The 13930-nt window shown below is 40.6% G+C and carries 15 protein-coding genes, 1 tRNA gene and 1 pseudogene; 2 read left to right on the forward strand and 15 right to left on the reverse strand.

Going from position 1 to position 13930, the window contains the following annotated elements; genetic code table 11:
• Window positions 1-55: 55 nt before the first annotated feature.
• The 15 genes and pseudogenes from A8F94_RS05350 to A8F94_RS05410 all read right to left on the reverse strand — a co-directional run bounded on the left by A8F94_RS05350 (window position 56) and on the right by A8F94_RS05410 (window position 12126).
• Window positions 56-1090, reverse strand: a complete 1035-nt coding sequence (locus A8F94_RS05350; RefSeq protein ID WP_066196682.1) for a tetratricopeptide repeat protein — start codon at window positions 1088-1090, stop codon at window positions 56-58.
• Between the two features lie 151 nt (window positions 1091-1241).
• Window positions 1242-1598: a hypothetical protein gene (locus tag A8F94_RS05355; protein ID WP_066196685.1), complete on the reverse strand. Its 357-nt coding sequence runs from the start codon at window positions 1596-1598 to the stop codon at window positions 1242-1244.
• Window positions 1599-1672: 74 nt separating this feature from the next.
• Window positions 1673-1746: transfer RNA gene (locus A8F94_RS05360), tRNA-Arg, on the reverse strand.
• A 144-nt stretch (window positions 1747-1890) separates the two neighbouring features.
• On the reverse strand, window positions 1891-2406 hold the full coding sequence (locus A8F94_RS05365) for a metallophosphoesterase (RefSeq protein WP_066196687.1): 516 nt from the start codon (window positions 2404-2406) through the stop codon (window positions 1891-1893).
• Window positions 2403-3002, reverse strand: coding sequence for an XTP/dITP diphosphatase (locus A8F94_RS05370; RefSeq protein WP_066196689.1), 600 nt, complete (start codon window positions 3000-3002; stop codon window positions 2403-2405). The genes A8F94_RS05365 and A8F94_RS05370 overlap by 4 nt, the downstream gene beginning before the upstream one ends.
• A gap of 16 nt (window positions 3003-3018) precedes the next feature.
• Entirely contained in the window at window positions 3019-3774 is a 756-nt protein-coding gene (rph, locus tag A8F94_RS05375; protein ID WP_066196692.1) for a ribonuclease PH, read from the reverse strand.
• A gap of 166 nt (window positions 3775-3940) precedes the next feature.
• Window positions 3941-4990 carry a GerMN domain-containing protein gene (locus A8F94_RS05380; RefSeq protein WP_066196694.1) on the reverse strand — a complete coding sequence of 350 codons (1050 nt, stop codon included), beginning with the start codon at window positions 4988-4990 and terminating at the stop codon, window positions 3941-3943.
• A gap of 756 nt (window positions 4991-5746) precedes the next feature.
• Entirely contained in the window at window positions 5747-6544 is a 798-nt protein-coding gene (racE, locus tag A8F94_RS05385) for a glutamate racemase (RefSeq protein WP_066196697.1), read from the reverse strand.
• Window positions 6545-6554: 10 nt separating this feature from the next.
• Window positions 6555-7010 (reverse strand): MarR family winged helix-turn-helix transcriptional regulator, encoded by a 456-nt coding sequence (locus A8F94_RS05390; RefSeq protein ID WP_066196700.1) that lies wholly within the window; start codon window positions 7008-7010, stop codon window positions 6555-6557.
• 181 nt (window positions 7011-7191) lie between these two features.
• Window positions 7192-7293, reverse strand: a pseudogene (locus A8F94_RS24835) (hypothetical protein); the annotation flags it as partial.
• 2 nt (window positions 7294-7295) lie between these two features.
• Complete coding sequence (locus A8F94_RS05395) at window positions 7296-8882, reverse strand: recombinase family protein (protein WP_066196704.1); 1587 nt, start codon at window positions 8880-8882, stop codon at window positions 7296-7298.
• Between the two features lie 84 nt (window positions 8883-8966).
• Entirely contained in the window at window positions 8967-9089 is a 123-nt protein-coding gene (locus A8F94_RS26330; RefSeq protein ID WP_302621292.1) for a hypothetical protein, read from the reverse strand.
• A gap of 250 nt (window positions 9090-9339) precedes the next feature.
• Window positions 9340-10488: an SAVED domain-containing protein gene (locus A8F94_RS05400; protein WP_066196707.1), complete on the reverse strand. Its 1149-nt coding sequence runs from the start codon at window positions 10486-10488 to the stop codon at window positions 9340-9342.
• A gap of 71 nt (window positions 10489-10559) precedes the next feature.
• A complete protein-coding gene (locus tag A8F94_RS05405) occupies window positions 10560-10940 on the reverse strand; it encodes a hypothetical protein (RefSeq protein WP_139070025.1) in 381 nt (126 codons plus the stop codon).
• Window positions 10941-10992: 52 nt separating this feature from the next.
• On the reverse strand, window positions 10993-12126 hold the full coding sequence (locus A8F94_RS05410; protein WP_066196713.1) for a nucleotidyltransferase domain-containing protein: 1134 nt from the start codon (window positions 12124-12126) through the stop codon (window positions 10993-10995).
• A gap of 434 nt (window positions 12127-12560) precedes the next feature.
• Between A8F94_RS05410 and A8F94_RS05415 the strand changes: the two genes are divergently transcribed.
• Both A8F94_RS05415 and A8F94_RS05420 read left to right on the forward strand, forming a co-directional pair.
• Entirely contained in the window at window positions 12561-13376 is an 816-nt protein-coding gene (locus tag A8F94_RS05415) for a hypothetical protein (RefSeq protein WP_139070026.1), read from the forward strand.
• Between the two features lies 1 nt (window position 13377).
• Window positions 13378-13830 (forward strand): GIY-YIG nuclease family protein, encoded by a 453-nt coding sequence (locus A8F94_RS05420; RefSeq protein WP_066196718.1) that lies wholly within the window; start codon window positions 13378-13380, stop codon window positions 13828-13830.
• Window positions 13831-13930: the final 100 nt, after the last annotated feature.

The following is a 13930-nucleotide window of genomic DNA, read 5'->3' on the forward strand; positions in this document are numbered from 1 at the left end:
CACATTGCAACCACTACATTATACACATACGAATTTGTTCTTTCAACTCTGGCGGCTAAATAATGGGATAAGAAATTTCCTCCACTTTTTCAATCCAGCCAGCAGCTTTGCTGACAGCGTCCAAATTCGTACTGTACCTACCCGCTAGCTCACCAACGCTTGGTTCATTGCCAAGGTATACTTGAGCGGTATACTCAAAGGCAGCAGCCCAGGCTGCAGGGTCATCGGGTTCAAGCTTAAATGGATACACGGCAAACTCATGCCTTCCAAGCAGGCTTAAAGTGCTCTCCAATAAAAACGGGTCTTGATGTTCAAGTTCTGTGGCCAACCGCCTCCCAACCTCGTTCTCCAGCGGCTGGGAATGGGGAGCTGGCAGCTCTGCTGGAATAAAATTCTCCATTAATCCAAACTTTACCACATTCATTTCGTTCAACATTTCCTGTTCACGAAGAATATTTAACAGCATCGTCTTCATGAAAGGATGCCCCTCGGCTGATTTCAAATATTCTCCAATTCGGTTTACAAAAGGACGGATATTCTGATTGGCTAATTTGCCTGCAAGTGCGACCTGTTCATTCAAATCCGTAATCTTGAGTAGATCGAGCTCTTCGGGCTGAATCCCAGTCTCCTGTCTCGCCGGCTCGGAATCCTGTTCAGTCATCTCAGGCACAGGTTCATTATCCGCCAGCCTCTGAGAAAACTGGAGAATCGTCATGAAATGTTCCCTCTTCTCGGCTGGCACCTCCCGCTCATCAAGTAATGCCTCTAGTACCTCTGTTATTTCCTTGTATTCATGCAGCTGAATCAAAATCGTAATATACATCTCGACTATCTGGAAATAGTCGCCTTGCCCCGCCAATAGCATTTCCTTGCAAAGCTCTTTGGCCCTGGTCAGTGCTCCGCCTTCAAAATAAGCCAGCACGAGAGCCGCCATCACATCGCCGTTATCCGGATCAAGTGCATACCCCTGCTCAAGCAAGGAAATCGCTTCACTTAATTGTTTGTTTTGCAGAGCTTCAATTCCCTTTTCTACAAGACGCCGTTCCACATTTGGAAAAAGGACAATATTGTCTCTATCTTCCTCTTTCATAAAAAATCATTCCTTAAGTTATACAAGCTTTAGTTGAAAAAAGTTTAGCATGGCATTCTAGAAAAAACAATTTTAAACAGAGATCTTCTTACAATATGAAGCTTTCCTAAAACAGAGGGTCGATCTATGAAATAAATAGAGAAAACAGGATTCATATCTCTCCGTTTACTATCTTTTCTATTACCGGCCAATCGATATTCCCTTCCAGTTCCCGGTCCAGGTGCTCCAGAAGCTTAAAAGCTTGCTGCTCCATACCTCCATCATGCTCAAACCTGTCAAAATACATTTCTTTGAATTGATGATACCAATAATATTGGCTATGAAGCACCTCTTCCTTTGTAAAGTAAGAGGAAGAAACGATTCGGTCGTAATATTGGTGCAAAAACAAATAATGATGTAGGGTTTCCTCTGTCTCCCTATCATCAATCTCAATGATAGTCGCCGTGTCCAATATCGGTTTTATAGACTTATAAAGATAGTCCAGTTCTCGAGCCTTTATAATATGCATGGCCTGCTCCCCTTTTTTCCAGCATAGAAAAAGCCGGTAACCTCAATTTGTGAGATTACCGGCTAGTGTATGAGCGTCCCAGGAGAGATTCGAACTCCCGACCGACGGCTTAGAAGGCCGTTGCTCTATCCTGCTGAGCTACTGGGACAAAGTAAAAATGAATCATTGTTTTTAACGAACATGTTTTATTATAGTAGGCAAGTTAGGAGTTGTCAACCAGATTTATAAAAGTTTTTGTACAATAGTTTTAATGGGAAAAACGGAACCAAACGGCGTCCGTTTTTCCCGTTGGTCATTGGTTTAGGTGGAACTGCTGTTTTAATTCGGGCAATTCGCCTTTTTCCAAATCATAAACAGTGACCTCTACCTTATCTCCGTCGATGCCCAGGATAACGTACGTTTTCTCACTAATTCCCCTTGGCAGCCGGATGCTGCCTGGATTAACGAAAAGGATTCCTCCTGACATTTCTGCACCTAAAAGGTGCGAATGGCCAAAGCAGACAATATCAGCACCTGCTTCGCGAGCTTTGTAGAGAATGTTCATTAACGTGGATTTTACTGAATAAAGATGGCCATGGGTCACAAAGATTTTTTTGCCAGAAACATCAACAACTTCTTCATCCGGGTAGCCAGGATGAAAGTCGCAATTTCCTCCAACCGTTACAAAACCCTTTAGCGCTTCGTCATCCCTGGCAAGTTCCGAATCTCCGCAATGGATGAACACATCAACTTCTTCATGCCTCTTTTTCAATACTCTCATTGGATCGGCTAAACCGTGGCTATCACTTACAACGAGTACTTTCTTCATGAACGGCCAGCTCCATCTAGTACCTCTCTCAGCTTTTTCAAAGCGTTGGCACGATGGCTGATCGCGTTTTTCTCGTCCTTTGACAGCTCGGCCATGGTGCGTCCAAGAGTAGGCACATAAAAAATTGGGTCATAGCCAAAACCGTTTGTGCCGCGGCGCTCCCGAAGGATCATCCCTTCGCATGTCCCTTCAACAGTAATCGTTTTGTTGCCAGGAACTGAAAATGCAAGCGCACAATGGAAGCGGGCCGTGCGCTGCTCTTCCTGTATGCCATCAAGTTCTTCTAGAACCTTATCAATATTTGCATCGTCGCTTTTTTCCTCGCCTGCATAGCGGGCTGAGTAAATTCCGGGACGGCCTTCCAGTGCATCAATTGCAAGGCCGGAATCGTCTCCGATGACCGCCTTTCCGAGCTTCCGGGATATTGTTTCGGCTTTCAGAGTTGCATTTTCCACAAAACTTGAACCTGTTTCCTCTACATCAGGAGCGTCAGGGAAATCGAGCAAGGTCATCACTTTAATGCCCTTCTCTGCAAAAATGGCTTCAAATTCCTTTGCCTTTCCGGCATTCTTGGTTGCAATAATTACTTCTTTCAAGGCTTGGTCCTCCTTGTTACTTTTTTATTCTAGAATCTATTTTACCCGAAATGTCAGCACCTAGAGCGTTTCGCTGCTGCTCAAACAAATCAATCAGACCTATTTCGGCAGCCTCGAGCATTTTATTCAGCTGCTCCCGGGAAAAAGTTGACTCCTCTCCTGTTCCCTGAAGCTCAACAAATTCACCGTTGCCTGTCATAACGACATTCATATCGACAGCCGCCTTGGAGTCTTCAACATAATTCAAATCAAGTACTGCCTGTCCATTGCCAAGGATGCCAACGCTTGTCGCAGCAAGGAAATCCACAACAGGAAAGCGGGGCAGAACTCTTTTTTGAGCGAGGCCGTTCAGTGCGAGTGCCATCGCTACGAACGCTCCTGTTATGGAAGCTGTCCGTGTCCCGCCATCCGCCTGGATTACATCGCAATCAATCCAGACTGTCCTTTCGCCAATAGCCTCCAAATCAACAACCGCCCTGAGCGCACGCCCAATCAGGCGCTGGATTTCCATAGTCCGGCCCGTCACCTTCCCTTTGGAAGATTCACGGATATTGCGCTGCTCGGTGGCTCTGGGCAGCATCGAATATTCAGCAGTGATCCAGCCTTTTCCTTCTCCCCGCATGAACGGAGGGACTCGTTCCTCAATGCTGGCGGAGCAAATCACTTTCGTGTCTCCAACTGAAATCAGTACTGACCCTTCTGGGTGTTTTAAATAATTCGTTTCAATATGTATCGGTCTTAGTTGCAGCGGTTCCCTGCCATCAAATCGCATAGAAAGTCCTCCCTGGAATAACCTGTTTTTATGATGTAGGCCCATTTTTCAAAAAATCGCATTCGCCAGTATGGCGGCATACTTTCTAATTTAGGAAAAAATAAAGAAGAGGCGGCTTAACGGCTGCCTCTTTGATTTCATTATATAGTATAACAAAAATTGTTTATTAGAAACTACCCGTATTGACTTTTTCAGGGCGCGTTACCGGCTCTGTTAATTTTTTGCCATCTTCTTTGACGAGTTCAGCTTTGCCGTTTACCAGAACCGAAACTTCCTTAATTCCTTCAAGCTCAGTCAAGGAAAGGACAAGCGCATCAACGAGCTGTTCAGAAATGATTTTTTCTTCAAAGCTGTGGTACACCGCATCGTTGAAATTGAGGGTGACTTTTCCGCCCTCGACTTTCGGGTTATCAAGCAATTTGACCTGGCTCATGAACAGGCTGTCAAGGCTTGTAGTTGACGGCCCTTTGGCAAGTTCTTGAACAGCAGCAACAATGTCGTCGGAAATGGTGTTGCTCACTCGCTTGGTTACAGGCACATAATAGTAGGAGCCTTCTTCACCGCCAATGTAGTAAACCGTCACCGGCCTTGTGTTCATAATATCGACTGTGTTGGATGAATCGAGGTTAATTCCAGAACTCCTCGACAGGCTGTCACTGATCGGTGTGCCATTGACAGGCATTTCGTTTAGTTCATGGCCGTTCAGCTTCAGCTTGACTTTGTCGACCGTGTCAAACTGAGTCAATGTCCAGGTAACGGATTGAAGGATTTTCAACTCGTCTTCAGGCTGGTAATTTTTGAATTCCTTTGAAAAATTAACAGTTGCGACTCCGTCTTTGATATCGACTGATACATCGGTGTCTTCAGGAAGGACTGCCCTAAAGCCATTTGGGAGCATTTCAGAAACGGGGCCGTTCACGACAAGATGCTCTAGTGCCTGTTTTGCGACTGAATTTGTTTTTGGAAGGTCAAGTGGCTGGGAAACGACAAAGCCATCCTTGTCGATAAGATACAATTCAGTTTTAATGGTGCCTGTTGTTTCGGCTGCTTCACCACTGGTAGTTGAGTTTTTCTTCCCTTCTTTGTTTTCAAAGGAAGTACTTTTTGGCGGGTCGATCTTCTTGACCGTTTCCGCCCCGAATAGCCCGCATCCGGTTAGCATAACAGAAGATAGCAGTACAGCCGATGCCAGGACCTTAATTTTATTTTTGGACATGAAAACCCCTCCTGAGACAGTTTGTACTACATGTATACGAGCCCCTGGAAGATTTAGACCAAGCCATTGAAAATAAACTGGTAATAAGAAATTAAGTTGGAAAGGAAGGTGAATTTCGCCTGCGGAATTTAATTAAAGCGGATTTGCAGCAGAAAAATAAGTACACTTTTTTACTAATTATGATTTGCCGATAGGCAGTTTTCACTAGTGGTACTCCGAGGTTCACTAGGCAATCCGATGAAAAAACTAGTAGTACTCCGAGTAGTACTACAAATGACTACTTTCCTGAACCACACTTTGTTGCTATTCAAGGTTAACGGATAGTTAGTTTTCACTAGCAGTACTCGGAGCATCACTAGGCAATCTGATGAAAACACTAGTAGTACTCTGAGTAGTACTACAAATGACTACCTTCTTGAACCACACTTTATTGCTAGATTAGATACAAAGATAGTCAGTTTTCACTAGTAGTACTCGGAGCATCACTAGGCAATCTGCTGATAAAACTAGTAGTACTCTGAGTAGTACTACAAATAACTACTTCCGAAAATCACTCTTTATTACTAACTGAACTGTGTTTACCAATAAGTTAACTAGTAACCATAGCACACTCAGCCCGTGGAACATCGCTCGTGAAACAAGAAAATCCGAGGCGTACCTGGCACTGTTCGCATTTTTAGTTCCCGCAGTTCACTGGCCTATCCCCATTTAAATAGACAAAAACACAAAAAAAGCCCCCAAAAGGAGCTCCAAAGGTTAATCCAATTTAACGGTCTTTACACCTTTTACATCATAGCCCAGCCATTGGGATGCAATTTTTGTAAAGAGGATATCAGAACCGGTTGTATAGAATTCGTGTTTCGGTTCATCTGCGTCCTGCTCAATCAATCCTCGGTAATCGAGGATGGTGCTGACTTCCCGGGCTGTTTCGTCTCCGGAACTGATGACTTTGACATCTTTGCCCATATAGTTTTTGATGAGCGGCTCGAGCAATGGATAGTGAGTACAGCCCAGTATAAGGGTGTCGAGTTTATTGCCCCTTATAGGCTCCAGTGCCTCGGCTACAATGCGCTCGGCCAATTCCCCTTCAACCTCGCCGGATTCGACGAGCGGAACAAACTTCGGACATGCATGGCTTACAACGGAAACCCTGCTGACCAGAGATTTCAACGCCTTTTCATAAGCACCACTTTTTACTGTGCCAATTGTTCCGATTACCCCGACATGGTAATTTTCAGTATTTTTGATCGCCGCCCGGGCTCCGGGATAAATAACCCCCACAACCGGGATATCGAGTTCCCTGCGAATGTCGTCCAGGACTGCCGCTGTTGCTGTATTACAGGCAATCACAAGCATTTTAATATTCTTATTAAGCAAAAAACGCGTCAGCTGCCAGGTAAACTTTCGTACCTCCCGGACAGGACGCGGCCCATATGGGCATCGTTTTGTATCGCCAAGATAAATAATTTGTTCATTTGGAAGCTGGCGCATAACTTCCCTTGCCACTGTTAAGCCGCCAACACCTGAGTCTATTATTCCGATTGGCTGTTTCAAGAGCCTCGCCTCATTTTTCCCGCATTTCCTGATGCAATTTTGTCATATAGTGCTGAAGAACGGATACTTCTTCAGAGGAGAAATTTTTTAATGTATCGTTCAGGTAATCCTGCCGCTTTTTAATAACTTCGTCAATAATCCGTTCTCCCTCTTCGAGTAGATGGATTCTTACAACACGCCTGTCCTTCGGATCCTTAACCCGAACAACCAGATGGTTTTTTTCCATTCTGTCGACCAGGTCGGTCGTCGTACTAAACGCAAGATACATTTTATTCGATAATTCCCCGATTGTCATGTCGCCATCTTCAAAGAGCCACTGCAACGCAACAAATTGCGGCGGGGTAATTGTGTAGTTGCTAAGCATTTCCCTGCCTTTTTGTTTTATAATACCTGCTATGTAGCGAAGATCTTTTTCAATTTGGCCAACTATAACTGGATCCAATTTTTCACTTCTAACCTGTTCCATATTTTAACCACTCCCATAAAAAGCCTTAAAGGCTGAATCCCCTACTTCTGGTTACATTCATTCTCTACTTTTTTCGCCAAAAATTCAAGGGAAACTACATAACAGGCCACAGCAGCCTTCAACCAAAAGAATATCCCGGCACATAAATGGAGACCGGCCTCCACATGGATGCCGGTCCTGATCATAGCTCTAGTTCTCCCATTCGCAGGAGTTCAACTACTGCCTGAGAACGCCCCTTAACTCCGAGCTTTTGCATTGCATTCGAGATAGGCTTTGAAGTCGTAATTAATCAGAATCTAATACAGTGTAAATTTCCACCTTATTGTCAGGATAGATAACTAGCTTATCAATCAATTTTTTTAACGTAATATGCAACTCATCGAAATCTTCGTATGACAAGTTACCTAGCTCTTCAAGAGCTTCTTTTATTGCTTTATGATATTCCTCTTTATTTTCTTCTTTAGTCAATTTACCTTCAATATCTTTCAAGCGTTTTTGGCTTGTTTGTATTTCTTTTTCATATTGTTCTTTTTCAAAACTATATTGGTCTTCATCCATATTCGTATCAAGCATTTTTTGCTTCCTTAATTCAAATAGCAACTTCCTGTTAATTTCCATGTTCCTTTCAAGCTGTGCCTTCTCTTTGTCCAATTTCTTTCCTCTATTTTGATGTTTATTCTTATTTTCATCCAGATAATTTACAATTTCTTTTTCAACGTCAATCCGATGTCTTAATCGTTGGGATACCTCTTCTATTACCGAATCCCTAAATTCATAATACGGGGTGTACTTACTGTTGTCGCATCCTAATTCACCCAATCTCCTTCTTCTTGAACAAATCAAGTATCGATATTCTCGCCCATCATTCAAATTCTTCCCGTTCTTTGATTTCATGCTCACCATACTGCTACCACAATGCCCGCAGTGCACAAAACCTGCAAAAACATTTACTCTTTGTCTAGGGCCGCCTCGTTTGCCCCCTCCCCGTAATAATCTCAACTCTTGTGCCTTTTCAAATGTTTCATCTTCTATAATGGCTTCCCAATTTTTATTTTCATTGCGGTACCATTCTTCCTTAACTCTTTGTACCAATCTCTTTTTTCGATCACTCATATCATTCAAATCTTCATATACTTTTTTAACTTCATACTTGTTAAATACATTTCTGCCAGTGTAGGCTTCATTTTGAAGTATCCGTTGCACTGTCGAGAGTCCCCAAATACCTTTTCTGGGAGATGGTATGTTGTTTTCTTTACTGTTTAAGTAATGAACTATATTTTTTTCCCCCATATTTTCATGGACATATAAATGAAATATCTTACGTACAACTTCAGCATCATTATTTGGAACAAGTGTTTTTTGATTAGCGATGATTGTCCTACTATAACCATATGGAGCGATGGAGCCAGTAAAGTTACCTTTCCTTGCAGACTGCCTCTTTCCTCGACGCGAAGCTAAACTTATTTGCTCTGCCTGTTGTTGAGCCATAATGGCGAACAACGTAAATTTTAATTCATCTTTATCTACAGCCGAATCATAATTTTCTTCTATTGATATAAGTCTAATGCCAAGTGCATCCACCAATGTTCGTTTAAGGGTGATGGCATCAAGCTGATCACGGCTAAAACGGGATATTGATGCAAAAAGAAGGGTATTAAACAATCCCTTTTTTGCATCTTCCAGCATTTTTTTTATATCTTCCCTGCCATTAATGCTCGTTCCTGAAGAACGATCTTCGTATGTGTAAATAATTTCGAAGCCTTCTTTAAGTGCCTTTTCCTCGCATAGCATTCGTTGATGCTCAGGTGATTCCTTCTGCGAGGCTTTAGTTGACGAGACACGAACATAACTCGCTGTTATCGAGTTCTTCATCATATACCTCCCAGTAATAAAAAAGGCCCTAGCTTTTACGCGTCGGGCTTAATTGCTTTATATTATATTATAACCTTAAGCTGCTTATCTGGCTACGGCCTTTCGGATTGCGGATTGGATGAGTTCGAGCAATATTTCTTCCTGGGTTTTAGAGGGCTTATCTGGCTTTTTAAATATAAAGATGAATGTCTTTTGATGTTCCCTCATATTTATCACTCTCCTACAATCAAGCTATGTAGGAGTGGAGTTGTCCTATGATATCTGTGTTTGAGTAAAGAACAAGCCAAAAAACACAACAACTAAAAAAACAGCATTGGGCAAGGGATAGCCCGAGAGAAGCACTATTCTGTTTACTCGATGCCTGGGATAAAAAGCCCACTTTCCTTATCTGTTAATTTTTTCCGAATTTAATAAACCTTATGAAACCAATGTCTACATATTCATTATTAACTTGAGATTATGTTGCTGCCTTACCAGTCCTTTCCCCCAAATCAAAAGTATATTGAAACCCACCTAGCTCACGGTTTTCATCATACAGAGCTAGTGGCAAATCAGCTTTAGGCATCCAAACTCTTCCTAATTCAACGGCAATTGAAAGTGGTACTGCAGGAAAAATACTAATAACGGTATCTTGACCATGAACAAATTTTATCTTATCGAACAGGCGTCTAATTATGATACGAAACATCTTCAATTGATTTTTACTCTTTAGGTAATCATTATTGGGCGATGGAATGGTTAATGTCCACACTGAAGTTTCCTCACCAAGCACACTATAAATACGATGAATATCAATACTAGCACTTAAGGATAGATTTATAGCAACTTGCTTATAACAGCTACTAGGTTCCTTAACAATATATTCAAAATCTGCAGGGTCGTCCTGCCAACACCAATCGGTTGGTTCTCTGTGTAACTGATATACGTCCGCAGAACAAATATCACTGATTAGTGCTCCTAATTGAATGAGTAAAGGTTGAGGTGCCATGGCAAACACCGAGAGATGGGTAATATCTCTTAATTCGAGCCTCCGCTTCACCTTATCAGCAAATTGCGTTATTAAATGTTGCCTCTCAATGGTCCAAAATAAATCTTGGTGATCACGGAAAGAACTACCTTGCATACTTAACTCTATGGCAGGGGTCTCTGCTGGATACCTATGTGGCATCATTGCTGGAGTTGTATTTGCATAGTTGATTAAAGAGGTATGTTGACCAATATTAGCACCATATAAAAGGACATGACTTTTCATTTCCTCCTTAGTGGCTGTCACAATTTCTATTCTCTTCTCATGCCTTTTTTTCATATCAATAAGACGCTCTACGGGATGCCCTTCTACGTCCTCTTTATCAATTAACCTATGGTGCTTATCACACATCAACATTAGGTTTGATATATCCATAGCCAGTTGTTCTGAAAGAACTTTATCTCCTCGTGGACCATCTGGGCTATCAGCAATAATATGAGCCACGTAGGCAGTATTAAACTCAGCTTTGGTAAGTAAATCTAACCATAGTGGTTCATTACATCCTTCGTATTGGCACCTTCCTGCAGACTTTCCCCATAATCTTATTTTGACCTTTTCTGGAATTTTTGTTTTTGACAAGAATACCACCCCCTATATTTTTTTAAAAAGGACCATTATAAAAAGAAAACGATGGTTTATAACCCTCATTTTCATTTACTTTTTTTCCTTCTAAGTCGAGGGTGTTCTCCTCCCCCGAACCATTCCCCAGTGGCCTGCCACATCTCATAATAATATAGCCATAGAGATGTCCAAGGAATAATTGTTTCCGAAATCAACATTGCCTTGGTCCACTCTTTTTTCTTGGGTCGAAATAAACAAAGTTTATTCCCAGGATAGGTATGTGGAATGTTTGCATCTCCTCTTTTTCTTAACGGGGGGGATAAAACTATTATTTTTGGTTGGTCCATGGTTAAAGAATAAAAAATTTGAACAGTATAGCAGCGGCTTAAAGGAGTAGGTTTTAAAGTTCCCGTCCAAATCACTGTGTTCCTTTTCCAATCGGTTTGAAAATTAGGAAATGCTTTTTCCATTGCAATGACCTGTTGGGAAATGGAAACAGAAAACTTTTTAAACGGGATTCTTTTATTCACCATAGAACGTGTTCGGTTTGACACTAACCCTATTTTCTTCTTTAGAAGCAGCAACCAATAATCCTGAGCCTAATATAGAAAGATTATTGGACTTCCTTACTTTTTCCATGAATTCTGCCTGTTCCTTTAAGGCATCGTTGATGATATTTTCGCCAAACATGTTTTTCAATTCCACTGCAATTTCATGAATTCCTTGTAATTTATTAAGTTTGGCCCAATGCTCTTTAAAATCAAGCATAAAGTTAATAAAGGATAGGTATAATTTTTGATCCTGATCCCATTTCTCACTTAAATCTTCCCTACGATTAGCAGGGTTTAAAACAACTAATCTTTCCCCGTCTTTTGGAATATGAGCAATAATGTTGTCCAAAATGTGAGTAATGGATTCATTAACTGTAAGTTGCCCACTATAAACATCTCCTGCCAAAGTTGTTAAAACAATACTGATAGGAGCATTCTCACAATTATCTTTAAAATAAACATCACGGTACCGTTTGATAAGCTGAACTGCCCTTTTTAAAGGAGCCTTTTTTTCTACACGTTCATCACTTGGCAGGGGTTCAATAGATGCACTTTTTTCAAAAAGAATTTTATATTGATTAGAACGGTTTATGAACCAATCAGCATATCCTTTTGGATTACTGTCCTTCCAATCCTCGGCCTTTCGGTCAGGGACTTTTAAATTGGTGTCTGTTGATTGATTTAAGGGATGAGCAGGCAAAATATCCAAGTGAAATTCGTTAGCATAATTAAGCCGAATACAACGATTTTTTCTTTCAACCATTCCTTCGTAGATTTTGTTTTCTTTGAGGCGTCTTTCAATGGAGTCTAATAATTTCAGTGGGTCTTTACCTTGCCAGTTCTGATTAATTTCACAAACTAAATCAAGGTCATATTCCTGTTTTGTAAGTGGTTTGACGGTAGTGCCAATACGTAATGAACCTTGCGAGTATATGTCGATGTCCACTCCATTAAAGAGCGTATCATCTTTAGAAAGCCATTCTCCTACACTTTTATATCTACTTTCTGCCAACTCTCGCTGTGTTTTACTTATTTGCAATTTCATACCTACACGCTGTAGCAAATCTTCAAGTTGGGAACTATTTGAAGAAAGTACTTTATCCATAAGATCCCCTTCCAAAAAAGTGTTTGCATTCTTAGTACAAGCATATTGCAACTTGTCAAATTTTGTCAAGAAAATTTTGCAGCAGCAAAATAATTTTAAATCACAAAAGTTAGTAAGCTAACTGTTACTTAGATTACCTTCATCTCCCAACCTTTTCGTGTTGACACGCTAAATTTTCTCTGGGTCAATAAACACCTTTTGTTTTTAATCTTTTCCGCCTTTATACATCTCAGTCGGCTCAAGGGTGAGATACACGCAATCCTCTAAAGATATTCCAATTACACCCTTAAGACATATGTCTCCTGAATCTTTTCAGGAAAGTTACTTTATATCAAGAAGTTCTTTAAAAATAACTCCGAGGATTTTACAAAAGAGGTTTCGAATGTCTCTCATAATTCGAAACACTCATGCAGATACTAAATTTGGTGATTTCAATGTATAGAATAACAAACCGACAACAAGTACAGCTGGATGAGTTAAAGGCTCATCACCTTTACGGATGTTCGCCTATAGACTGGTTGAAGGAAAGCGTTGAGCCTTTTCCCAAGTACAGGTTGGGTCCTGCCGAAGAAGTATGGGCAGATAAAGAAGATAGATACCAACCTTCCCACTTTTCAAAGAAGATTGGTTTTAGTAAAATCGTTACATACTACTACAAATACCAGAGAAACAAAGGACGAACAGTAGATCAGCGTATCTACGAAAAATGGGAAGAGAGGTATCCTTTCGTCAAAAAAGTATTAGAAGGTGACCCACAAGCTTGGAGAATGGCCGTGAAGAAATATGGTCAATTTCATAGAAATCCTTCCCTTGCCAAGGCTTATAGTCTGTATGTCTACTCTAATATAGTAGAGTGTGATGTCTATCTTCATACCCTGGAAAATGTTATTCCTTATCAAATCGAAAAAGTAACTAAACGAGGAAACCTTCGGTACCACATTTTCCCAAAAATGAAAAGAATTGAATTGTATGAGATGTATGTGTATAGCTGCTTAAACAAAGTTATCATTGACTTACTTGCGGTTTTACCTTGTCATACTATTTTTATAAATGGTGTTTATGGAGATGGATATGATGTTGAACCCATTATTTCTTCTGTTATTGAGCGTAAGAAATTTCAACAATACAGATGTCCCAAGCGTACCTTACAACGCCATCGACTATTAGTTACCTTTAAAAAACGCAGCGGTTTTTGTGTGTTAAACAGGGTTTATTCCCCACGAATCCTTTATGACAAGGAGGACTGCTAAGATGGATTTTTTTACGTTTATAGGATTTATCTTTCTGTTTATTTTACTGATTGTAAAATTATATAAAGGGTCATACCTTACTAAAAATATCGAAACTGGTATAAAAGAATGGCATCATTTAAGTCCAGTAAGTCAACAGTTTGAGTCTGTAAGTTTTAATACTGGGTATGTATACTTTGTTCAAGAATCTGGTAAGAAGTTAGTTAAAATTGGGAAGGCTAAGGTTCCTGAAAAACGAATTAATAATGATTTTGGAACAATCATGCCTTATGAATTTAATACAGTTCATATAATTAAAAGTGAAAACTATCATAAAACCGAATATCTATTTCACCAACACTTTAAAGAAAAACGCTGTTCAGGAGAGTGGTTCGAGCTAACATCTCAAGACCTAAATTGGATTAAGAACGAAAAGTACACTCCCAAGATTGAAGACTCTATTAAGGGTTATTAAAAACTGACGCGTATGTTGAATAATTAGAAGCTCGCCCTAATTAAGGCGAGCCTTTTTATTACTATCAAGCTGTGTAACAAGCCTGTTTTACTTCACCTAA

The organism is Bacillus sp. FJAT-27225, assembly GCF_001685025.1.
In the GTDB taxonomy this organism is placed as follows: domain Bacteria; phylum Bacillota; class Bacilli; order Bacillales; family Cytobacillaceae; genus Bacillus_D.

Excerpts from the sequence above, each read along its gene's own strand:
- A8F94_RS05350 (WP_066196682.1), bottom strand. The coding sequence starts at position 1,090 with ATGAAAGAGGAAGATAGAGACAATATTGTCCTTTTTCCAAATGTGGAA.
- A8F94_RS05355 (WP_066196685.1), bottom strand. The coding sequence starts at position 1,598 with ATGCATATTATAAAGGCTCGAGAACTGGACTATCTTTATAAGTCTATA.
- A8F94_RS05365 (WP_066196687.1), bottom strand. The coding sequence starts at position 2,406 with ATGAAGAAAGTACTCGTTGTAAGTGATAGCCACGGTTTAGCCGATCCA.
- rph (WP_066196692.1), bottom strand. The coding sequence starts at position 3,774 with ATGCGATTTGATGGCAGGGAACCGCTGCAACTAAGACCGATACATATT.
- A8F94_RS05380 (WP_066196694.1), bottom strand. The coding sequence starts at position 4,990 with ATGTCCAAAAATAAAATTAAGGTCCTGGCATCGGCTGTACTGCTATCT.
- A8F94_RS05390 (WP_066196700.1), bottom strand. The coding sequence starts at position 7,010 with ATGGAACAGGTTAGAAGTGAAAAATTGGATCCAGTTATAGTTGGCCAA.
- A8F94_RS05395 (WP_066196704.1), bottom strand. The coding sequence starts at position 8,882 with ATGAAGAACTCGATAACAGCGAGTTATGTTCGTGTCTCGTCAACTAAA.
- A8F94_RS26330 (WP_302621292.1), bottom strand. The coding sequence starts at position 9,089 with ATGAGGGAACATCAAAAGACATTCATCTTTATATTTAAAAAGCCAGAT.
- A8F94_RS05405 (WP_139070025.1), bottom strand. The coding sequence starts at position 10,940 with ATGGAAAAAGCATTTCCTAATTTTCAAACCGATTGGAAAAGGAACACA.
- A8F94_RS05410 (WP_066196713.1), bottom strand. The coding sequence starts at position 12,126 with ATGGATAAAGTACTTTCTTCAAATAGTTCCCAACTTGAAGATTTGCTA.
- A8F94_RS05415 (WP_139070026.1), top strand. The coding sequence starts at position 12,561 with ATGTATAGAATAACAAACCGACAACAAGTACAGCTGGATGAGTTAAAG.
- A8F94_RS05420 (WP_066196718.1), top strand. The coding sequence starts at position 13,378 with ATGGATTTTTTTACGTTTATAGGATTTATCTTTCTGTTTATTTTACTG.